Below are 22198 nucleotides of genomic sequence, written 5' to 3'. Positions count from 1 at the left end.
GGAGCCCTCCCATGCGACAGGTCAGCCTCGTCATCGCGGCGCAAAGCTTTGCCGTACGGACCCATTTCGCCCGCATGCTCGAGGGGTTCGAGGATTTTCACCTTGTTGCCGGGACACGCGACCTGATGGAGACCTTCGCCGTGGTCGAGGATCATCGGCCGCAATTGGTGATGATCGAACAGGGCCTGTCGCAGCAGCCGGAATTCGAGGTGATGCGGGCGCTGTTCGAAACTCTGGACATCCGCTGGATCCTCCTGGCCGCTCCGCGGGCACCCGGCGCCGAAGGACCCGACCGGCGCCGCAGCCTGATCCGCTCCGGACTGTTCGAAATCGACCAGAACATGCCGCGCGACCGGATCGCCGACACGATCCGCACGATCACGCGCATGTCCACCGCCCGGGCGCCGCGTGCGACGACCGGCGCGCCGGTTGCCGCCGAAATGGAACCGGGCAGCCCGATGGTGCTGATCGGCGCTTCGACCGGCGGCGTCGATGCCCTGCTGACCGTGTTGAGTGCATTTCCGGAGGCCTGTCCCGCGACGCTAATCGTGCAGCACACGGGCGCTGACTTCGGTCGCTCTCTGGTGCGCCTGCTGGACCGACAATGCCCGGCGCACGTGGTGCCGGCCACCGATACAGAGCGACCCAGGCCAGGCCAGATCGTGGTGGCCGCGGGACTGCGCGCGCATCTGACTCTGCGCCCGCGGCCGGGCGGCTCCGCACCCCGCTTGGCGTTGGACCCCGGTGCGCCGATCTGCGGCCATGTGCCCTCGGTGGATGCCTTGTTCCGGTCGGCGGTGCCACTGGGACCCCGGATCGCGGCAGCGCTGCTGACCGGTATGGGGTCGGACGGCGCCGACGGCTTGCTCGCCCTGCGCAGGGCTGGCGCGGCCACCATTGCGCAGGATGCGGTGACGTCGGTGGTCTACGGCATGCCACGGGCGGCGGCAGAGATCGGCGCGGCAGAGCAGATCCTGCCGCTGCCACAAATCGGACCGGCGCTGCTGGCGGCCTGCACCGCGCGGCAAGGGCAATTGGGGGCGATGCGGCAATGACACGACCGGCTGCCAGCGAACGCACGATCACCGTGCTTCAGGGCGACTTCGCCATCACCGACTCCCCCGACGAGGTGCTGAGCACGGTTCTGGGCTCCTGCGTGGCGGTCTGCCTCTTCGATCCCGTCCGGCGCATCGGCGGCATGAACCATTTCCTGCTGCCCAGCCGCGACGGCGCGGCCGGCGACGACATCCGGTATGGTGCCTACGCGATGGAACTGTTGGTTAACGGCCTGCTGCGGCAGGGCGCCGACCGCACGCGCCTGGCCGCCAAGGTCTTTGGCGGTGCGTCGATGAATGCACGCCTGCGCGACATCGGCGCGATGAACGGGGCCTTCGCGCTAAAGTTCCTCGCGGACGAAGGCATCCCCTGCCTGAGCCAGAGCCTTGGGGGCACGCTCGCGCGCCGCATTCGCTTCTGGCCCGTCACCGGTCAGGCGCGCCAGCTTCTGGTTCCCGACCAGGGCGAGCCCGCCGTCCCCCGGGAACGGCCCGCCGCGCCACCGCGCCCGGCCCCGGACGTCACGCTCTTCTGACCGCCTACCGCCACGGATGCCAAAAATTGGCGAGAAAGCTTTACCAATTCATGCAGGCGCGCTACCACTCTTGGGCCGCTCGGCACCTGAGCGGAGGAGGCCGCTCGGAGGAAGGCGGCGCAAAGGGAGGAAAACATGACGAAGACGAACGTATCGCGCCGCGGCGCGCTCATCGGGCTTGGGGCGGCAGGTCTTGCAGCACCCCATATCGCCTCGGCCCAGGCCAATGGCACGACCTGGAAGATCCAGACCTCGCATACCGGCGGTATCGGCCTGCAGACCTTCAAGGATTGGTGCGCCACCATCCAGGAAAAGACCGGCGGCGAGTTGAGCTTTCAGCCTTTCGGTGCCAATGACGTGGTCGGCGACTTCCAGCTTTACGACGCGGTCAAGAACGGTGTTCTGGATGCCGTGAACCCGTTCACCATCTACGCGCAAGGGATCATTCCCGCCGCGACCTTCATGACGTCCTATCCGCTGGGTCTGCGCAATCCGCACGAATTCGATGTGTTCTACTTCGGCCTCGGCGGGCTGGAGATCGCGCGCGAGCTTTACGCCGCGCAGGGCATGCATTTCGTCGGCCCCGTGCATCACGGCCCGAACATCATCCACTCCAAGGTGCCGATCCGGACGATCGACGATTTCCGCGGCCTCAAGATGCGCATGCCCGGCGGCATGGTCGCCGAGGTGTTCAGCGAGATCGGCGCCGAAACCACGGTTCTGCCCGGCTCCGAGATTTTCCCGGCGCTGGAAAAGGGCACGATCGACGCTGCCGATTACGTCGGCCCCGCGGTGAACTACGCGCTCGGCTTCAGCCAGGTCACCGACTACATCTCCATGGGCCCTCCGGGCTTCATGTCGCTCTACCAGCCGGTCGACCTCATGGACATCACCGTCGGCCAGCCGTCCTGGGACGCGCTGTCGGACGAGATGAAGCAGTTCGTCGAGATGGAGACGCAATGGTATTCCGCGCATCACCACGCGGAAATCCAGAAGGCCGACCAGGAAGCCTGGGCCAAGTTCGAAGCCGACGGCACCGAGGTCACGCGCCTGAGCCAGGACGACGTCGAACTGATGACCGAGGTCGCCGTGCCGATCTGGTTCGACTACGCCAACCGCGACCCGAACGCGGCGCGGATCTTCAAGATTCAGCTCGACTACATGATGTCCGGCTCGCTCGGCTACGTCACGGAAGAGCAGATCGAAGGCCTGACGCTGAACCTGTAAGACCGTGCCGGGACACCGGCCCCGGGCCCGCGCGCTGCGCGCGGGCCCTCTCTTGCGACCATCTTCAACCACATTGACGAGGGGGTGACATGCCCAGTCTCGATTTAACGCTGCCGCATTGGGCCTACTGGATCGGCTTGATCGTCTTTCCGCTGATCGCCATGGCGCTGGCACGGCGTCCGAAACCGGCCCGGCGCAGATATTCGCTGAGCCTGGGGTATTTCATCCTGGTGACCGGCGGCATGCTGGGGCTGCACCGGTTCTACGTGAAGAACCTTCTGGGGCTGCTGTTCATCCCGGTCTTCCTCGCCATCCTCTTCGCCAATGCCCAGAGCCAGGACGCCCGCTCTGCCGTGTCGGATGCCGACAACGTGGTGCGTCAGGCCGAACGGATCCTGAACCGCGAGGAAGAGCGTGTCGCGACGGCCGAAGCCGACCTGCCCGGGCTGCGCGCGGAGCTGGAAGAGGCCATCGCCACCGAAGAGGAAGGTTCCTTTGCCATCCGCCGCGCCGAACGCAACGTGGAACGCGCCGAGCAGCGTCTGGAGGAAGGCCGCGCACGCATCGCCGAGGCCAGTGCAGAGCTGGAAACCGCGCGGCCCCTGGCCGCCACCGCGCAGGGCGACTTCAGCTACTGGAACAACGTCGCCCGCTACGCGATCTACATCCTGCTCGCGGCGATGGCCGTGGACCTGTTCCTGATGCCGGGTCTCGTCCGGCGCGCCAACGCCCGCCTGCCCGAAAGCGAACAGGTCTCCGAAGCCGAGCTGGCGCTCAGGAAACTCGAAGAGTCCGAGCGCAAGGACGACGCTGACTGGGTGTCGGACGGCTGGACCGGCTGGATCGACCGCACGAATCTCTTTGCCGGCGAATTCGTCGCCTACTGGGCGGTGATCGCGGTCTTCGTCTACTACTTCGAGGTTGTCAGCCGCTATGTCTTTGGCAGCCCCACGAACTGGGCGCACGAGGCCATGTACCTGATGTTCGGTATGCAGTACCTGATCGCCGGGTCCTACGCGATGCTGACCGAAACCCACGTGCGGGTGGACATCTTCTATGCCCCGATGAAGCGCAGCAACAAGGCCTGGGTCGACCTGCTGACCTCGGTCTTCTTCTTCATCTTCGCGGGCACGCTGCTGGTCACCAGCTACATCTTCGCCCTCGACGCCAACGCGGTCGCCACAGGCAACGGGCTGATGTCGGACTGGGCGCGCGGCGACATCGGCTTCCTCGAGATGCTGGGCAATTGGAACATGGACCAGTGGACCGACCCCAACATCCGCTGGGGCGAAATCAGTTTCAACGAATGGGAGGTGCCCTTGTGGCCAATGAAATGGGTCATGGTGATCGGTGGCCTGCTGCTGGTGCTGCAAGGCATCTCGAAACTGGCGCAGGACATCCGCGCCGTGGCACGGGGGGCCTGATCCATGGGACTTGATATCGGAATTGGCCTGCTCACGCTGATCATGTTCGGCTCGCTGCTGGTGCTGCTGATGGCGGGCCTGCCGCTGGCCTTCGTCACCGGCGGCCTGGCCTGCGTGTTCCTGTTCATCCTGGGTGACGAACGGGCGCTCAACATCGTGCCCAGCCGGATCTTCCCGCTGATGACGAACTACCAGCTCTCGGCGATCCCGCTGTTCATCTTCATGGCCTCGATGCTCGAAAGGGCGGGGATCATCAACGAGATGTTCGACGTGATCTACAAGGTGCTGGGCGGCGTCAAAGGCGGGCTCGCGGCGGCGACGATCATCGCCTCGACGGTGCTCGCGGCCATGGTCGGCGTCATCGGCGCGGCCGTCGTGACCATGGGCATCATCGCCCTGCCCGCGATGCTGAAACGCGGCTACGATCCCAAGATCGCCATGGGCTCGATCATGGCCGGCGGCACGCTGGGCATCCTGATCCCGCCGTCGATCCTGGCCATCATCTACGCGGTTGTGGCCGAACAGTCGGTGGGCGAGCTTTTCATCGGCGCGGTCATTCCCGGCCTGCTGCTGTCGGGCATGTACATCGCCTACGTGGTGATCCGCAGCTACATCAATCCCAGGCTCGGCCCGCCGATCCCGGTCGAGGAGCGGATCTCCAATGCCGAAAAGGTCGCGCTCATGGGCAACATGTCGGCACCCATCGCGCTGATCGTGATCGTGCTGGGCGTGATCTTTACCGGTGTCGCCACACCCGTGGAGGCCGCGGGCATCGGCACCTTCGGGGCCTTCATCGTGGCGGCCATCCATCGCAAGCTCGACTGGCAGACCGTCCGCGAAGCCTCGCTGACCACGCTCAAGGCCAGCGCCATGGTGATCTGGATCATGTTCGGCGCCACGATCTTCGTCGGGCTGTATGTGCTCGAAGGCGGCCAGCAATTCGTGCAGGGCGCGCTCGAGGCGACCGGCTTCGGCCCTTGGGGCATCCTCATCATCATGCAGATCGTGCTGGTGGTGCTGGGCATGTTCCTCGACTGGGTCGGCATCCTGCTGCTCTGCGTGCCGATCTTCGTGCCGATCATCAAGGCGCTGGGGGCGGCGAGCTTCGGCTTCGACAACCCCGACGACCTGGTGCTGTGGTTCGGGGTCCTCTACCTCGTCAACATGCAGATGTCCTTCCTGTCGCCGCCCTTCGGCTATGCGCTTTTCTACCTGCGCGGCGTGGCCCCGGCAGAAATCCCGATGACCGACATCTTCAAGTCGGCCCTGCCGTTCCTCTTCCTGCAGATCGTGGGTCTGCTTTTGTGCATGTTCTTCCCCGAAATCATCACCTGGCTGCCCAACATCGTCTACGGATAGTGTCGGCAACCAGAGATGCAGAAGGGCCGCGCCATGCCAGCGCGGCCCTTTTCCGTGCAGGTCTCCTGCTTCATCTTGCCAATAAMCCTCCGGGGGGTCCGGGGGGCTGSCCCCCCGGTCCGAGGCTCACAACCGCTCGATCCGCTGGAACGCCTCGCGCAAAGCATCCGACCAGGCGTGGCTCATCCGGGCAAAGCCTTCGTCCTGCGCCTCGATCCGGCGGGTGCGGGCGATGCGGAAGGTGCCTTCCTCGATCACGGTGAAATCCAGCGGCATGCCGACGCTGAGATTTGAGCGCAGGGTCGAATCCATCGACAGGAGCACCGCCTTCTCCGCCTCGTCCAGCGAAGTCTCGACCGTGATCACCCGATCGAGGATCGGCTTGCCGTACTTGTGCTCTCCGATCTGCAGGTAGGGCGTATCCTCGGTCGCCTCGATGAAATTGCCCTCGGGATAGATCAGGAACATCCGCATCGGCCCGCCGCGGCGCTGGCCGGCGACGATCATCGACGCCGAGGCGCCCTGGTTCATGCGGTCCATCTTGGAGGACACTTCGAACGACACGTCCGACAGCATCGCCCCCACGGTCTCCGCAACCTTGAGCATGCTCGGCACCCGCAGGATAGAGCTTTCATCCTCGGGATCCTCGATCGCATCGTTCAACCGCGCGATCACCGTCTGCGTCACCGACAGGCTGCCGGCGGTCATGATCGCGATCACCCGTTCGCCCGGGTCCTCGAAGGTGAACATCTTGCGATAGGTCGAGATATTGTCGAGCCCGGCGTTGGTCCGGGTGTCAGACAGCATCACGATGCCCGCGTTCAGCAACAGCCCCACACAGTAGGTCATGGTTGTACCAATCGAAAAGCGAATCGCGCCCCATGCGTGACGGCCATCCGCGCATTTAACGCGCTGCATTCACCTGTGACAGAGAAAGCCGAAAATTACGTTACTGTTGCTGATGCTGGCTCTGGGTCTGCGACTTCACGGCCACGCTGACCTCGAGCGTTTCCTCCACGCCGCCCGCCAGCACCCCGCGGATGGGGGCGGCGTCCTGCGCGTCGAAGCCCGATCCCAGACGGATGTAGCGGTCGTCGGGACAGCATTCGTTGGCCGCGTCGAACCCGACCCAGCCCAGCCCCGGCACGTAAAGCTCAGCCCAGGCGTGGCTGGCTTCGTGCGCCTCCCCGTCCGAGGTGGAATGCAGGTAGCCGGTGACGTAGCGCGCCGGGATGTCGGCGGCATTGGCGACCGAGATCAGCGCGTGGGTATGGTCCTGGCAGACGCCCTTGCCCAGCGCCAGCGCCTCGGCGGCGGTTGTGGCCGGCTCGGTGAGACCCGGCGAATAGGCGATGGCCCCCGACACCGCACGCGCAAGCGCATGGGCGCGGTTGAGCGCGGTTTCCTCCTCCAGCCCCTCCAGCGCCTCGGCCGACAACGCCCGCAGGTCGGCATCCGCATCCGTCGTGTGGCTGCCGCGCAGGTAGGTGCCGGGCGGCACCGTTTCGCGGTAGTCGCGCAGCACGCCGAACAGGTCCGTCGTGTCGACCTCGCCGCGCACCTCGACCACCAGCTCGGTCACCGGCCCCTTGACCGAGATCGTCTCGATCAGGTCGCCCGCGCCGTCGCGGTAGACAGCGCCCTTGACCGCGCCTTCACTGAAGACCTCCCAGCTCAGCACCCTTTGGCTGGCGCAGTCGCTGGGGGTCAGCCGGTGCGTCTGCACCAGGCGCCGGACGGGCGTGTCGAAGTGATAGCGGCTGACGTGATGGACGCTCAGTCTCATTCCGGGTTTCCTTGCAGATAGGTGTCCTGGATGACCCCGGCGAGGCCCGCGTTCTGGGCCATGAAGCGCAGCAGGAATTCGTGCAGACCCTCGTCGAAGATGTCGCTCACCTGGCTTTCCACCAGTTCTGCCAGCATGGTCCGGGCGTGGCTCTGGGCCCTGGTCGCCCGGCCGTAGCCGCGGGTCAGGCAGTCCAAATGGTAATTCGCATCCTGCACGGAGGCGCGCAGCGAGCGGGGGAACTGCGGATTGAGGATCAGGAAATCGGCGATCTTGGCGGCGGTCAGCTCGCCCGTGTAGGTCCAGCCGAAGGCCCGGTGCGCCGACATCGACCGCAGCAGTGTCACCCATTGCGACTGGTCGAGACCCGAGCCCACGTAGGACACGTTGGGCAGCAGCACGTAGTATTTCACGTCGAGCAGGCGTGCCGTATTGTCGGCGCGTTCGATGCCGAAGCCGGTACCCATGAAGTGAAAGCCGTCGTTGCGCATCTGTGTCGCGTCGATCGACCCGCGGATCAGCGCACAGGACCGCATCGTCCATTCCGTGAGGTCTGACAGGGCCAGCTTGCTGCGCTCCATCCGGCGGAACTGGTTCAATTCCTGAAAAGCGGTGTTGATAGCGTCCCAGACCGGCGAGGTCAGCGCGGTGCGCACCACGCGGGCGTTTTCGCGCGCCGCGGCCATGCAGGCGAAAACCGACGACGGGTTCTCGGCATCGAAGAACAGGAAGGTCTCGATGTTCCGCTGCACGGGGTCGCCGTACTTTTCCTTGAAGTCCGGCAGCGATCCGTTCGATTGCAGGATCGCTTCCCAGTCGTTGCGGTAGCCGCCGCCGATGTCGGGCAGCAGCGCGTTGCGCCCGCCCACTTCGAGAAGCCGCGCGGTGGTTTCGGCCCGCTCGATGTAGCGGCCCAGCCAGAACAGATGCGATGCGGTGCGGCTCAGCATGTCCCAGTCACTCCGCCAGTACCCAGGTGTCCTTGACCCCGCCGCCCTGCGACGAGTTCACCACCAGGGATCCTTCCTTGAGCGCCACGCGCGTCAGGCCGCCGGGCACCAGTTCGATGCTTTCGCCCACCAGGCAATAGGGCCGCAGGTCGACGTGTCGCGGGGCGATGCCCTCTTCGACGAAGGTGGGGCAGGTCGAAAGCGCCAGCGTCGGCTGGGCGATGTAGTTCGCCGGGTCCTCGACGATCTTCTGGCGAAAGAGCTCGATCGTGCTCTTGTCGGCCTTGGGTCCGACCAGCATGCCGTAGCCGCCCGATCCGTGCACCTCCTTGACCACCAGTTCCGACAGGTGTTCGAGCACGTATTTGCAGTCGTCCGGCTTGGCGCATTGCCAGGTCGGCACGTTTTCAAGGATCGGCGCCTCGCCCAGGTAGAAGCGGATCATCTCGGGCACGAAGGTATAGACCGCCTTGTCGTCCGCGACGCCCGCGCCCGGGCAGGAGCAGATGTTCACCCCGCCCGAACGGTAGACCGACATCAGCCCCGGCACGCCCAGCATGGAATCGGGCCGGAAGCACAGCGGGTCGATGAAGGCATCGTCGAGGCGGCGGTAGATCACGTCGACCTTCTGCGGCCCCTTGGTGGTCTTCATCCAGACGAAATCACCTTCGACGAAGAGGTCCTGCCCCTCGACCAGCTCGACCCCCATAAGGTCGGCAAGGAAAGAATGTTCGTAATAGGCGGAGTTGAACTGCCCCGGCGTGAGGATCACCACCTTGGGTTCGCCCTCGCACTTGTCCGGCGCGACCGACGCCAGCGTCTTTTTCAGGAGTCGCGCGTAGCCGTCCACCGGGGCGATGCGGTTTTCAAGGAAAAGCTGCGGGAACATGCGCATCATGATCTCGCGATTCTGCAGCATGTAGCTGACGCCCGAGGGCGTGCGGCAGTTGTCCTCGAGCACGTAGAACTGGTCGCGCCCGGTGCGCACGAGGTCGATCCCGACGATATGCGAATAGACGCCGCGCGGCGGACGGAATCCGATGGCGGCCTTTTCGAAGGCGTCGTTGCGGGTGACGAGATGTTCAGGAATGCGGCCGGCCTTGATGATCTCGCCGCGGTCGTAGACATCCGCCAAGAAGGCGTTGAGCGCCGCGGCGCGCTGCCGGATTCCACGTTCGAGCTTGCGCCATTCCGGGCTGGTGAACACCCGCGGGAACATGTCGAAAGGGATCAGCCGTTCGGGATCGCCGCCTTCGCCGTAGACCGCGAAGGTGATGCCCACGCGGCGGAACAGGTTCTCCGCCTCGCTCTGTTTCAGCGTGCGCAGATCGTCCGGCATGGAACTGTGCCAGCGTTCGAGGCTCTGGTAGGCCTCGCGCACCTGGCTGCCGCTGCGCATTTCATCGAAAAAGCCGGGTTCGGCGTTGGTCATGTCTATGTCCCTCTTGTCGTTCACTAAATCACCCCGGCCCGCGCATGTAAAACCGAATGAGGGCGCGCCGCGCCGGCGGGCAGGAAAGTCGCCCAGAAAATGCGCAGCTTCGTTCTCCCTCCGCTTCTGACCCTGCGTCAATCGCAGGTTTTCGCCTGCTTTCGCGTCATTCACGCCCGCTTTTGCCCGATAATGCGGCAATTCCCTCGAATCTCGCGTGTTCGGCACGGTGTGATTATGGCGAGACCAGTATGTCTGGCTAAGCCTTAGGCGTCCTTGTCACAGGACACATTCGAAGGACAGGCGCGGCTGTCAGCCCAAGGCGGGCGCCGCGCTAACCGGCAACAATAATCGCCGCGGCCCGCGTCCGGACAGGCTATCCGCAGGGGATGTCCCCGAAGTGTCCGACGACAGGCCGCGCCACCACGGGATGAACGATACATGACGTCTAAATTTTCACTGACAAGCCTGGCTGCCGCCGCACTTGTGGCCGGCGCCGGAGCCGCCGCTGCCCAGGACTGCCCGATCAAGGTCGGCGTGCTGCATTCGCTGTCGGGCACGATGGCGATCTCGGAAACGACGCTCAAGGACACGATGGAAATGCTGGTCGCCCAGCAGAACGAGGCAGGCGGCGTGCTGGGCTGCGATCTCGAGGCGGTCGTGGTCGACCCGGCCTCGGACTGGCCGCTCTTTGCCGAAAAGGCGCGCGAACTTCTCACCGTGCACGAGGTTGACGTGATCTTCGGCAACTGGACCTCGGTGTCGCGCAAATCCGTGCTTCCGGTGATCGAGGAGTTGAACGGACTGCTCTTCTACCCGGTGCAGTACGAGGGCGAGGAATCCTCCAAGAACGTCTTCTACACAGGCGCCGCCCCCAACCAGCAGGCGATCCCGGCGACGGATTACTTCCTCGAGGAACTGGGCGTGGAGAAATTCGCGCTGCTGGGCACCGACTACGTGTATCCCCGCACCACCAACAACATCCTCGAATCCTACCTCAAGGACAACGGCATCGCCGAAGAGGACATCTTCGTGAACTACACGCCCTTCGGTCATTCCGACTGGGCGACGATCGTCGCTGACGTCGTGGCCCTGGGCGCCGACGGCAAGCAGGTCGGCGTGATCTCGACCATCAACGGCGACGCCAACATCGGCTTCTACAAGGAACTCGCCGCCGCCGGTGTTTCGGCAGACGACATTCCGGTCGTGGCCTTTTCCGTGGGCGAGGAAGAGCTGTCGGGCCTCGACACCTCGAACCTTGAGGGGCATCTCGCGGCCTGGAACTACTTCATGTCCGCCGACACGCCGGAAAACGCCGAATTCATCGAAGCTTGGCACGCCTTCATCGGCAACGAGGATCGCGTCACCAACGACCCCATGGAAGCGCATTACATCGGCTTCAACATGTGGGTGAACGCGGTCGAACAGGCCGGCACCGCCGAAGTCGACGCCGTGCGCGACGCGATGTACGGCCAGACCTTCCCGAACCTCACCGGCGGTACCGCCGAGATGCTGGTGAACCATCACCTGTCGAAGCCGGTGCTCATCGGCGAGATCCGCGCCGACGGCCAGTTCGACATCATCTCCCAGACCGAACCGGTGCCGGGCGATGCCTGGACCGACTTCCTGCCGGAATCCGCCGTGCTCACCTCGGATTGGAAAGAGCTGGGCTGCGGCATGTACAACACCGAAACCGAGACCTGCGTGCAGTTGACGTCCAACTACTGACACGCCCCCCGGCGGGCGCGCGCCTCCCTCGCGCGCCCGCCGGACCTGCCGACCTTTTCCAACTCCGCATCAAGGCCACGCCCATGCTTCGCGCGCTCCTGTTTGCCCTTGCGCTCTGTATCTGCCTGCCGTCCGCCCGAGCGCAGCAATCCGGCGGCGAGACGCTGCAATCGGTGCTGCAACGCCATGCCGAAGAGGTGGCCGACCCCGGACGCCGCAGCGTCGGCACGGTGATCGAGGATCTCGTGGCCTCCGGCCTGCCCGGCGTGTCGGAATTCCTCGAACGCTGGCAGAACAAGGGCGTCTTTGTCCGGGAAAGCGACGGGCTTTTCTTCTACGCGGAACCGCAGGGCAACGGCTACGCGCTCACCGACATCTCGACGCTGGAGCCCGCGGGCACCGCCTCCGACATGACCGAGATACGCCCCAATGGCGGCGTCCGCCGAGTGATCGGCGCGGCCCTGGTGCAGTTCCAGCTGTCGGACCCCGACCGCGCCCGCCGCGTGGCCGCCTTGGACGCCATCGAGCGCAGCCCCGATGCCGACCAGATCGACCCGCTGACCCAGTCCATCGAAAACGAACCGGACCCGGCGATCAAGCGCCGCAAGGAGCGACTGGCCGGCAACCTCGCCGCGCGTTTCGCCGACACGACCGAAGAGCGCGTGGCCGCGATCGAACGGCTGTCCTCGGAGCTCGACGTTCAGACCCGGTCGGTTCTGAACCTGGTCCTGGCCAGCACCGCCCGCGCGGCGCCCAGCCTGCCAGAAGACGCCAACATCGCCCGCGTCCTCACCCCCGGCACCGACATCACCGAAGCCGAGGCCTACGCGCGCCTCGTGGCCGCCGATCTCGCGCCGCCCGCGGCCTCGCCCGACCAGATCAAGGCGCTGCTGACCAGCAACATCGTCGACGGCCGCGTCGGCGGCGTGCCGGTCGGACAACTGAACACCGACGACGGCCGCGCCCGCGCCTATGCCGCGCTGATCGACGACGTGGACACGGATGTTCCGGCGCTGGTAACCAACGAGACGCGCGCCGCGGCGCTGTCCAATCATGTCTTCTTCGAGGAATATGCCGAGCCCGACCCCGCGATCACCGACGCCGCGCGCGCCGCGCTCGACGAGGTCGAGGCGCGGGTGGCGCGCAACCAGATGCTCGACATCTCGCTCGACGCGTTGAGCCTCGCCTCGATCTACTTCCTCGCCGCCATCGGCCTGGCCGTGACCTTCGGCGTCATGGGCGTCATCAACATGGCCCACGGCGAATTCATCATGATGGGCGCCTATACCGGCTACGTTGTGCAGCAGATCATCCCCGACTACACCGCCTCTCTGCTCGTCGCCCTGCCGCTGGCCTTTGCCGTGACCTTCGCCGCGGGCGTCGCGATGGAGCGGCTGGTGATCCGCCACCTCTACCACCGCCCGCTGGAGACCCTGCTGGCCACCTTCGGCATCTCCATCGCCCTGCAGCAGCTGGCCAAGAACATCTTCGGCACCCAGGCGCGGCCGCTGACCTCGCCGGGCTGGCTCGACGGGGCGTGGGTGATCAACGACGTGGTGCAGATCGCCAATATCCGCATCGCCATCTTCGTGCTGGCGCTGCTGTTCCTCGGCCTGATCCTCTTCATCCTCAACAAGACCCGGCTGGGTCTCGAGGTGCGGGCCGTGACCCAGAACCCCGGCATGGCGGCCTCCATGGGCATCAACCCCGGCCGCATCAACATGCTGACCTTCGGCATGGGATCGGGCATCGCCGGGATCGCCGGCGTGGCCATCGGCCTCTACGCCAAGGTGACCTCCGAGATGGGTGCCGATTACATCGTGCAAAGCTTCATGACCGTGGTCGTGGGCGGCGTCGGCAACGTCTGGGGCACGCTCGCGGGCGCCACGCTGATCGGCGGGCTGCAGAAGGGCATCGAGTGGTTCAACCCGTCGAACACCCTGGCGGCGCAGACCTACATGATCCTCTTCATCATCCTCTTCATCCAGTTCCGGCCCAAGGGCATCGTCGCCCTCAAGGGCCGCGCGGCGGGGGATTGACCATGCACATCCTGATTATCCCGACCCGCCACTTGCGCGCGCCGGATGCCTCCGGCGGGAGTTTTTGCGGCAAGATGAAGCAGGAGCGCCGCGCCCTTGCTTCATCTTGCCAAAAAACCTCCGGGGGAGTCCCGGCGCACGCCGGGACGGGGGCAGAGCCCCCCAGCCACGCCAGAGGCCGCGCATGACCCAAGGATTCCTCTCCAAAAACCCTTCCGTCCTGTGGTTCCTGGCTATCCTAGGCCTCTTCACGGTGGTCGTCACCGTGCTGGCCGAGGCGACCGGTATCGGCCTGCTGTCGACCTCCTTCATCAAGACCCTTGGCAAGACCCTGTGCCTTTGCCTGATCGCCGTAGCGATGGACGTGGTCTGGGGCTATTGCGGCATCCTGAGCTTGGGGCATTTCGCCTTCTTCGGCATCGGCGGCTATGCCATCGGCATGTGGCTGATGTACGCCCGGACCGAGATCATCGTGACCGAAAGCCTTGCCGCCGCGGCGATCCCGCCGACACCGTCCGAGATCGAAAACGCCATCGGCACGCAGATCTTCGGCGTCGTCGGCAGCTCGGACTTCCCGGCGCTCTGGGCCTTTTCCGACTCGCTCTTCCTGCAACTCCTGATGGTCGTTCTGGTCCCCGGCCTGCTGGCGCTGGTCTTCGGCTGGCTTGCATTCCGCAGCCGGGTCACCGGCGTGTACCTGTCGATCCTGACCCAGGCGATGACGCTGGCGCTGTCGCTCTACCTCTTCCAGAACGACTCCGGCCTGCGCGGCAACAATGGCCTCTCGGGCCTGCAGAACCTGCCGGGGCTCGAGGACACGCCGCAATCGGTCGTCTCCATCGGCTTTTTCTGGGCATCGGCGCTCGCGCTGGCCATGGGCTACGTGCTCTTTGCCTGGGTCGTGTCGGGGAAGATGGGCAGCGTCATCCGCGGCATCCGCGACAACGAAAGCCGGGTGCGGTTCCTGGGCTACCACGTGGAAAGCTACAAGCTCTTCGTCTTCACCCTCACCGCCATCGTCTCGGGCATCGCGGGCGCGCTCTACTATCCGCAAGCCGGCATCATCAATCCGGCCGAGATCGCCCCCATCGCGTCGATCTACCTTGCCGTCTGGGTCGCCATCGGCGGGCGCGGGCGGCTTTACGGCGCGGTGATCGGCGCGGCCTTCGTTTCGCTGCTGTCGTCGTGGTTCACCGGCGGCGGCGCGCCGTCGATTCCACTGGGCTTCTACACGATCAACTGGACCGACTGGTGGCTGGTGCTGCTGGGGCTGTCGTTCGTGCTGGTGACGCTCTTCGCGCCCAAGGGCATCGGCGGTCTCTTCGACTACATCACCATCAACCGCGCCCCGCAGCGCGTCGGCGACTTCGGTCCCGACAAGGGTGCACTGCGCCGAGAGGAAGGCCAGCAAGAGCCCGAGGAGCGGCGGCCATGAAGACCCTGCTCGAACTCTCCGGCGTCACCGTGTCCTTCGACGGCTTCCGCGCCATCAACAATCTCAGCTTCCAGATCGGAGAGCCGGAGCTGCGGGCCATCATCGGCCCCAACGGCGCCGGCAAGACCACCTTCATGGACATCATCACCGGCAAGACCCGTCCCGACGAGGGCCGCGTCGTCTATGGCGAGAAATCCGAATCGCTGCTGAAGATGTCCGAGAGCCAGATCGCCCGTTCCGGCATCGGTCGCAAGTTCCAGAAACCCACCGTGTTCGAGGCGCAGACCGTGCGCGAGAACCTCGCCATGGCACTGTCCAATCCGCGCGGTCCCTTCGACGTGCTTCTGTATCGCAAGACCGCGAAGGGTGCTGCGCGGATCGAGGAGATCGCAGAGGAGATCGGCCTGACCCATGAACTCGCGCGTCCCTCCGGCGAACTGAGCCATGGTCAGAAGCAATGGCTCGAGATCGGCATGCTGCTGGCGCAGGACCCGCGCCTGCTGCTGGTGGACGAACCGGCGGCCGGCATGACGCCCGCGGAGCGGGAACACACCACCGACCTGCTCAAGCGCGCCGCGCAAACCCGCGCCGTGGTGGTGGTCGAGCATGACATGGAATTCGTCCGCCGCCTGGGCTGCAAGGTCACCGTCCTGCACGAAGGATCGATGCTGGCCGAAGGATCGCTCGATCACGTGACCAAGAACCAGGACGTCATCGACGTCTACCTGGGGCGCTGAGGATGGACGCGCCGCGGTCCTTCAATTTCCTATCCGGGGCGCATGCCCCGGATCTCGCCCGACCCGGCCCCCGGGACGGGCGCGTTCCGCACCTACCCCCGGGCCGGGCGCGATCCTCCGTTGTGACAGACCCGAAAGCCACCGCATGCTGACCGTCGACTCCCTCACATTGCATTATGGCCAGAGCCAGATACTCCACGGCGTCTCGCTGAGCGCCGAACCCGGCAAGGTCACCGCCGTCATGGGCACCAATGGCGTCGGCAAGACCTCCCTGCTCAAGGCCATTGCCGGGCGGCACCCCTATTCCGGCGGCACGATATCGCTCGATGGCCAACGCCTCGACCATCTGAACGCCTACCAGGCCGCGCGCGCCGGTATCGCCTATGTGCCGCAGGGCCGCGAGGTCTTTCCGCTGATGACGGTGATGGAGAACCTCGAATCGGGGTTCGCCTGCCTGCCGAAAACCGAGCGCGGCGTGCCGGAGCACATCTGGGAACTGTTCCCGATCCTCAAGGAATTCACCCACCGCCGCGGCGGCGACCTGTCGGGCGGGCAGCAGCAGCAGCTGGCCATCGCCCGCGCCCTGATCGCCCGCCCGCGGGTGCTGCTGCTCGATGAGCCGACCGAGGGCATCCAGCCCAACATCATCCAGCAGATCGGCCGCGTGATCGCGCAATTGCGCGATCAGGGCGACATGGCGATCATTCTCGTGGAACAGTATTTCGACTTCACCTGGGGTCTGGCCGACAGCTTCGTCGCGATGACCCGCGGCGAAGTGTCGCTCTCGGGCCGCGCCGGCGAGGTCGACCGGACTGCGCTGCTCGACAAGGTGTCGATCTGACCGATCCCCGGAACGGCGCGGTAGGGTGGGTTTGCAACCCACCGTGACCGGCAAGACACCGGGCAGGGATCATGCTAAGGGGCTGCGGACCACGCCGGAGACGCCCATGCACCAGCCCCCCCTGCCCCTGACCCGCGACCTTGTGCTGATCGGTGGCGGCCACACCCATGCGCTGGTGCTGCGCAAATGGGGCATGAATCCTTTGCCCGGCGTGCAGGTGACTCTGGTCAATCCCGGCCCGACAGCCCCCTATTCGGGCATGCTTCCGGGCCATGTCGCCGGGCATTACAGCCGCGAGGCGCTGGACATCGATCTGGTGCGGCTGGCCCGCTTTGCCGGCGCCCGGCTGGTGCTGGGCGCGGCAGACGGCATCGACCTCGCCGCGCGCGAGGTGTCGGTGCCGGGCCGCCCGCCCATCGGCTTCGACGCCCTGTCGGTCGACATCGGCATAACAAGCGGCATGCCCGATTTGCCGGGCTTTGCCGACCACGCCATCCCGGCCAAACCGCTTGGCTCCTTCGCCAGCGCCTGGCAGCACTACCTGTCCGGCAGCGGCCCGGCACGGGTCGCCGTGATCGGCGGCGGCGTCGCCGGAGCCGAACTGAGCATGGCCATGGCTCACGCGCTTGCGCAGAAGCAGCGCCCGGCCACGGTGCATCTGGTCGAAATGGGCCGGGTCCTGTCTGACCTGGGCCCGGCATCGGCCCGGCGTTTGCGGCAGGCGCTGGTCGATCTGGGCGTGGCGCTGCACGAAGAGGCCGAGGTCACGGCCATCACCGCGGAGGGTGTCGCGCTGGACGGCGGTTCGGTCCTTCCCGCGGACTTCGTCACCGGCGCCGCCGGCGCGCGGCCCTATCCCTGGCTCGAAGAGACCGGGCTGACACTCGACCGCGGCTTCATCATCGTCGAAGACCGGCTGCGCAGTTCCGATCCATCGGTCTTCGCCGCCGGCGACTGCGCGCACATGGCCTTCGCTCCGCGCCCCAAGGCCGGCGTCTACGCGGTCCGGCAGGCGCCGGTGCTTTACGCGAACCTGCGCCGTACCCTCGCGGCGGGCAGCGGCGGTTTGCGCGCCTACCGGCCGCAGACGGATTACCTCAAGCTCATTTCCATGGGCGGCAAGACGGCGCTGGCCGATCGCTTCGGCCTGCCGATGTCCGGTCCGCTCATGTGGCGGTGGAAAGACCGGATCGACCGCGCCTTCATGGACAAGTTCGACACCTTGCCGCGCATGCCCGCGCCGGACCTGCCCTGGCCCCGCGCCGCCGGTCTGCGCACGGCCCTGGGACCGAAGCCGATGTGCGGCGGCTGCGGCGCCAAGGTCGGACGTGACGTGCTGGCAGCGTCCCTCACCGCCTTGCCGGCAAACAGACGCGGCGATATCACCCCCCTGCCCGGCGACGATGCGGCCCTGCTCACCACCGGCGGTGCCCGGCAGGTACTTACTACCGATCACCTGCGCGCCATGGTGGCCGATCCGGTGGTGATGACCCGCATCGCCGCCCATCACGCCTTGGGCGATATCTGGGCCATGGGGGCAACCCCGCAGGCCGCCACGGCGAACCTGATCCTGCCGCGCCTGTCAGAGACCCTGACCGCCCGCTTGATGGCCGAGATCCTGCAGACCGCAGATGAGGTGATGCAGGAGGCAGGCGCCGCCATCGTCGGCGGCCACAGCTCCGTCGGCACGGAACTGACCATCGGGTTCAGCCTCACCGGCCTCTGCGACCGGGCGCCGATCACCCTGGCAGGCGGCCGCCCCGGCGACACGCTGATCCTGACCAAGCCGCTGGGCAGCGGCGTGCTGATGGCGGCAGAGATGCAGGGGCTGGCGAAGGGAGACTGGGTGGCCGAGGCGCTGGACCTGATGACCCGGGGTCAGGCCCGGGCCGCCGCGATCCTCGTGCCCGTGGCCCATGCGATGACCGACGTGACCGGCTTCGGCCTTGCCGGTCACCTGCGTGGCCTCTGCGACGCTTCGAAGGTGGGCGCGCGTCTGGACCCGGGCGCCGTGCCGCTGATGTCCGGCGCCCGCGACCTTGCGGCGCGCGGCATCCGCTCGACGCTTTTCGCGCAGAACCGCGTAGCACTGCCCGGCTTGCCCGAGGCACCCGAGACCGACCTGCTGTTCGACCCCCAGACGTCCGGCGGCCTCCTGGCCGCCGTGCCTGCCGGGCGGGCACAGGGGCTCCTGGCCCAGCTCCGAGACGCCGGCGACACCGCCGCGGAGATTGGTCAGCTGACCGGCGACCCAGGCGTCATCGAAATCGCCTGAACCGCGGCCTCGATCCGTGCGGCAACACCGTCGAGCGCCCTGTCGGACAGGCTCTCGGCCTCGACCCGGGCCACGACTTGCGGGGCCATCGCCCGCATCGACTTGTCATAAGCCGGATCGTAGTGATCCGCAGCCAAAGCCGCCGTCAACTCGGGCTTGTCGCCGGCGTTTATCAGCGTGAACCAGCGCTCGACCGCGGCCCTCCCCCGGTGCTGCACCAGCGGGCGCAGCTTGTCGCGCAGCGATTCGCCGTCCGCCAGGATATCCGCATAGGCCTCGGCCAGGTACGCGGCGCGCGCGTCCAGTGGGGCGGCGACCTCGATCCACGGCGCGTCCTTCATGGCCGTCCAGACCGCGGGCGGAATGTTGCAGGTGCCGATCTTGCTCGATTCCGCCTCGACCAGCACCGGCCGCGCCGGATCGAGCGCGTGCAGCGCCTGCGCCAGCGATGACTCGAATGCCTTCTGGCTTGGCTGTCCGCCCGGCAAACCGCCCAGCAGCGAGCCGCGATGCCGCGCCAGCCCCTCGAGATCGACGATCTGCACCCCGCGGTCGCGCAGCCGGTGCAGCAGCGCGGTCTTTGCCGTCCCGGTGTAGCCGCCCAGTTGCACCAGCCGGTGCGGCAGGGGCCGATCGTAAAGCGCCGCCGTGACAAGCCGGCGGTAGGTCTTGTAACCGCCCTGAACGGTTTCGGAGCGCCAGCCGATCTGCGCCAGCATCCAGGCGAAGGACCCCGACCGCTGCCCGCCACGCCAGCAATAGACCAGCGGCCGCCAGCCGCCGTCATGATGCGCCAGCGGCCCTTCGATATGCGCCGCCGCATTGCGGAAGACCAGCGCCGCCCCCAGCTTGCGGGCGAGAAACGGGCTTTGCTGCTTGTAGATGGTGCCGACGCGCGCGCGCTCCTCGTTGTCGAGCACCGGCAGATTGATCGCACCGGGCACGCGATCCTCGGCGAATTCCGCCGGGCTGCGGACGTCGATCACGGTATCGAAACCGTGGTCCAGAACCTGCCCGAGCGTGCTGAAGACCTTTGTCATATTCGCGCTTTACCCTGCCCCGGCGCGCGTTGAAAGAGCCGAGCACACCGCACCTCCGCCGCGCCTGTGGCTTGCGGTTGCTCTGACGTGAATTTTTGGCTTTCCCCTCTGGACAAAGACCGCGCCCCTCGCCTAGAAGGCCTTCACCCGAACGGCACGCCCGTTCACCCGTGCCCGGGTAGCTCAGGGGTAGAGCAGTGGATTGAAAATCCTCGTGTCGGTGGTTCGATTCCGCCCCCGGGCACCACTTCAACTCAAAATTTCCAGAGACTTGAGCGGTGTCTCGCCGCCCCACATGTGAATCGCGCTGCGGCAGTTGGCTCTGACTTGATCGAACGAACCTTTGCCTGATGCGCTGATAGAAGGTGCCCTTGCCTCGTTTTGCTGGCCTTGATCTCCGAACGCTTTTGCCGTTGTCTTCCCCACAGACTTTCGGGTGCGCACGTCCCTGCCAAAGCGAGGCCCGGTGGTCTGCAGTCACACGTCGCGACGGAGACAAGAGCCAATGACGACCCTGCGACACGCCATGATGCTCGCGACTCTCGGACTCTTGGCGGCTTGCGACGCACACAATCGCACCAGCCCGGACGCCGGGCACATCGATTGCATGGCCAGGGCGATGTATTTCGAGTCGAACTGGTCCAGCCGCGACGGAATGATTGCCGTCGGCAGCGTGGTCATGAACCGGGTGGAGTCCTCGGAATTTCCCGGAAGCGTCTGTGGCGTCGTCGAACAGAAAGGCCAGTTCGCGCCCGGGGTTATGTCACGCAAGTTGCAGGGACCAGCTGTTCCACTGGTAAAAGAGGCAGCAGCCTCGGTCCTGCGCGGTGAACGGCATCCCCTGGTTGGAGATGCGCAGTTTTTCCACAGTGCCGGGTACAGCGCGCCCTACAACAACATGCACTATGTCCTGGCGACGGGCGGGAATGCCTTTTACGAAAAACGCAGACCGGAAGAGGTCACGCAGTCGGCTCCTCCCGCGCCACTTGAAGGACTCACCGGGACGTCGTCCTGACGCGCGGGTGTTTTTGAATTGCGTCGCGTAAGAACACGTTTTTCGCTGGGAGGCTTCCATGGACCAATCTGAACAGGAACTCGATCGACTTGACGCGCTGCTGAATGCGCTGCCAACCGAGAACATGCCCATGACGCTCAGCGAGCTTGACGGCTACATCGTCAGTGTTCTTGCCTGCCCAGAGCTGATCCCGCCCTCGGAGTGGTTGCCTCAGGTCTGGGGAGAGACGGGAGAGGCACAATTTCCTAACCAACATTCAGCGGAGGAGACCATCGGTGCAGTGATGGCGCATTACAATTCGGCCGTTCAGGCGCTTGCCGCCTCGCTTTGGGTCGAACCGATCTACGAGGTCGATCCCAATAGTGACGAAATCCTGTGGGAGCCTTGGGTCGATGGCTTCACGCGCGCCATGGGGCTGCGCCCGGATGCCTGGAGCCGACTGCTCGACCAGGCCGATGAAGAGACGCGCACGACGATGATCTTCCTGATGGCGCTTCAGGATATCTACACCGGCCAGAGCAAATTCACGGATGACGAGATCGACGAGATCGACCTTGAAGCACCCGATCTGATCCCGAACTGCGTCGCCACCATACTCCATCAGTCCCGCCCCGAGCTTTCCTCGCGGGAGCCCGCAAACTTCCCCGACCTACCTTTCAAGGCGGGCTCCCGGCCAGGGCGGAACGATCCATGCTCCTGCGGGTCGGGGCGCAAATACAAGAAATGCTGCGGTCGACACTGACCTTTGGGAGAGCTGCTCGCACCCGACCTGCCGCTCATGGACAGCGCGGCGAGTGACCTGTGTGGATGTCTCCCGCATAGCAAGTCGTAAATGATCCTGTGTACCTTTTCAGAAGCGGTCTTGTGTCTGGAGTGCCCCCACTGAAGTGGTCCACCAACTGGGATAGTTTTATCCCGATGTCAGGAGGACCAAGCGATGGCTGGAAAGCGAGACAAGCCCGAAGAGATTGTGCTGAAGCTGCGACAGGTTGAAGTGCTGCAAGGTCAAGGCAGCTCGATTGCCGATGCTGTGCGTCAGATCGGGGTGACGCAGCAGACCTATTACCGTTGGCGCAAAGAGTATGGCGGCATGAGCCGGGACCAGCTCAAGCGGCTGAAGCAGCTTGAGACCGAGAATACCCGGCTCAGGCGGGCGGTTTCGGATCTGACGCTGGACAAGATTATCCTGACCGAGGCCGCCCGGGGAAACTTCTGAGCCCCGCCCGCCGCCGTCGATGTATCGACCATGTGCGGCAGACCCTTGGCGTATCTGAGCGCCGGGCCTGCCGCACATTGGGTCAGCATCGCTCGACGCAGCG

At 65.7% G+C, this 22198-nt stretch carries 18 protein-coding genes, 1 tRNA gene and 1 pseudogene; 15 read left to right on the top strand and 5 right to left on the bottom strand.

Annotated elements, in window-relative coordinates; all coding sequences use genetic code 11:
• The first annotated feature begins 11 nt into the window (after window positions 1–11).
• The 5 genes from DU478_RS11165 (at window position 12) to DU478_RS23125 (ending at window position 5601) form a co-directional block, all read left to right on the top strand.
• Window positions 12–1055 carry a CheB methylesterase domain-containing protein gene (locus tag DU478_RS11165; protein ID WP_114511050.1) on the top strand — a complete coding sequence of 348 codons (1044 nt, stop codon included), beginning with the start codon at window positions 12–14 and terminating at the stop codon, window positions 1053–1055.
• Window positions 1052–1591 (top strand): chemotaxis protein CheD, encoded by a 540-nt coding sequence (locus tag DU478_RS11160; RefSeq protein WP_114511049.1) that lies wholly within the window; start codon window positions 1052–1054, stop codon window positions 1589–1591. The genes DU478_RS11165 and DU478_RS11160 overlap by 4 nt, the downstream gene beginning before the upstream one ends.
• 135 nt (window positions 1592–1726) lie before the next feature.
• Window positions 1727–2818 carry a TRAP transporter substrate-binding protein DctP gene (gene dctP / locus DU478_RS11155; protein WP_114511048.1) on the top strand — a complete coding sequence of 364 codons (1092 nt, stop codon included), beginning with the start codon at window positions 1727–1729 and terminating at the stop codon, window positions 2816–2818.
• Between the two features lie 89 nt (window positions 2819–2907).
• On the top strand, window positions 2908–4242 hold the full coding sequence (locus DU478_RS23130; RefSeq protein WP_199488329.1) for a TRAP transporter small permease subunit: 1335 nt from the start codon (window positions 2908–2910) through the stop codon (window positions 4240–4242).
• 3 nt (window positions 4243–4245) lie between these two features.
• Window positions 4246–5601 carry a TRAP transporter large permease gene (locus tag DU478_RS23125; RefSeq protein ID WP_199488328.1) on the top strand — a complete coding sequence of 452 codons (1356 nt, stop codon included), beginning with the start codon at window positions 4246–4248 and terminating at the stop codon, window positions 5599–5601.
• 126 nt (window positions 5602–5727) lie between these two features.
• On the opposite strand, the gene DU478_RS11145 is transcribed toward DU478_RS23125, so the two are convergent.
• From DU478_RS11145 to DU478_RS11130, 4 genes are all read right to left on the bottom strand, one after another.
• Window positions 5728–6450: a peptidase gene (locus DU478_RS11145; protein WP_114511047.1), complete on the bottom strand. Its 723-nt coding sequence runs from the start codon at window positions 6448–6450 to the stop codon at window positions 5728–5730.
• Between the two features lie 100 nt (window positions 6451–6550).
• On the bottom strand, window positions 6551–7387 hold the full coding sequence (locus tag DU478_RS11140; RefSeq protein WP_114511046.1) for a transglutaminase family protein: 837 nt from the start codon (window positions 7385–7387) through the stop codon (window positions 6551–6553).
• Window positions 7384–8337: an alpha-E domain-containing protein gene (locus DU478_RS11135; protein ID WP_114511045.1), complete on the bottom strand. Its 954-nt coding sequence runs from the start codon at window positions 8335–8337 to the stop codon at window positions 7384–7386. Before DU478_RS11135 ends, DU478_RS11140 begins: the two co-directional genes overlap by 4 nt.
• A 7-nt stretch (window positions 8338–8344) precedes the next feature.
• Window positions 8345–9769, bottom strand: coding sequence for a circularly permuted type 2 ATP-grasp protein (locus DU478_RS11130; RefSeq protein ID WP_114511044.1), 1425 nt, complete (start codon window positions 9767–9769; stop codon window positions 8345–8347).
• A gap of 441 nt (window positions 9770–10210) precedes the next feature.
• Here DU478_RS11130 and urtA point away from each other — a divergent pair, with 441 nt between their 5' ends.
• The 6 genes from urtA (at window position 10211) to selD (ending at window position 18824) form a co-directional block, all read left to right on the top strand.
• Window positions 10211–11497, top strand: a complete 1287-nt coding sequence (gene urtA, locus DU478_RS11125) for an urea ABC transporter substrate-binding protein (RefSeq protein WP_114511043.1) — start codon at window positions 10211–10213, stop codon at window positions 11495–11497.
• 83 nt (window positions 11498–11580) lie between these two features.
• Window positions 11581–13536, top strand: coding sequence for an urea ABC transporter permease subunit UrtB (urtB, locus tag DU478_RS11120; RefSeq protein ID WP_114511042.1), 1956 nt, complete (start codon window positions 11581–11583; stop codon window positions 13534–13536).
• Between the two features lie 184 nt (window positions 13537–13720).
• Entirely contained in the window at window positions 13721–14971 is a 1251-nt protein-coding gene (urtC, locus tag DU478_RS11115; protein WP_114511041.1) for an urea ABC transporter permease subunit UrtC, read from the top strand.
• Window positions 14968–15708, top strand: coding sequence for an urea ABC transporter ATP-binding protein UrtD (urtD, locus tag DU478_RS11110; RefSeq protein WP_114511040.1), 741 nt, complete (start codon window positions 14968–14970; stop codon window positions 15706–15708). The genes urtC and urtD overlap by 4 nt, the downstream gene beginning before the upstream one ends.
• A 145-nt stretch (window positions 15709–15853) precedes the next feature.
• Window positions 15854–16549 (top strand): urea ABC transporter ATP-binding subunit UrtE, encoded by a 696-nt coding sequence (gene urtE, locus DU478_RS11105; protein ID WP_114511039.1) that lies wholly within the window; start codon window positions 15854–15856, stop codon window positions 16547–16549.
• A gap of 106 nt (window positions 16550–16655) precedes the next feature.
• Window positions 16656–18824, top strand: coding sequence for a selenide, water dikinase SelD (selD, locus tag DU478_RS11100; RefSeq protein WP_114511038.1), 2169 nt, complete (start codon window positions 16656–16658; stop codon window positions 18822–18824).
• Here the strand turns inward: selD and mnmH are convergent.
• Window positions 18785–19864, bottom strand: coding sequence for a tRNA 2-selenouridine(34) synthase MnmH (gene mnmH, locus DU478_RS11095; protein WP_114511037.1), 1080 nt, complete (start codon window positions 19862–19864; stop codon window positions 18785–18787). The two genes, selD and mnmH, sit on opposite strands and share 40 nt — an antisense overlap.
• A gap of 172 nt (window positions 19865–20036) precedes the next feature.
• Here mnmH and DU478_RS11090 point away from each other — a divergent pair.
• The 4 genes and pseudogenes from DU478_RS11090 to DU478_RS11075 all read left to right on the top strand — a co-directional run.
• Window positions 20037–20111: transfer RNA gene (locus DU478_RS11090), tRNA-Phe, on the top strand.
• A gap of 258 nt (window positions 20112–20369) precedes the next feature.
• Window positions 20370–20879 carry a cell wall hydrolase gene (locus DU478_RS11085; RefSeq protein WP_233501203.1) on the top strand — a complete coding sequence of 170 codons (510 nt, stop codon included), beginning with the start codon at window positions 20370–20372 and terminating at the stop codon, window positions 20877–20879.
• Window positions 20880–20937: 58 nt separating this feature from the next.
• Entirely contained in the window at window positions 20938–21621 is a 684-nt protein-coding gene (locus tag DU478_RS11080) for a UPF0149 family protein (protein WP_114511036.1), read from the top strand.
• A gap of 195 nt (window positions 21622–21816) precedes the next feature.
• Window positions 21817–22198 (top strand): annotated as a pseudogene (locus DU478_RS11075) (transposase); the annotation flags it as partial.

It is taken from the genome of Thalassococcus profundi, assembly GCF_003344785.1.
GTDB lineage: Bacteria > Pseudomonadota > Alphaproteobacteria > Rhodobacterales > Rhodobacteraceae > Puniceibacterium > Puniceibacterium profundi.
Note: the sequence above shows the minus strand (reverse complement) of the source record. Positions and strands in the feature narration are given on the sequence as shown.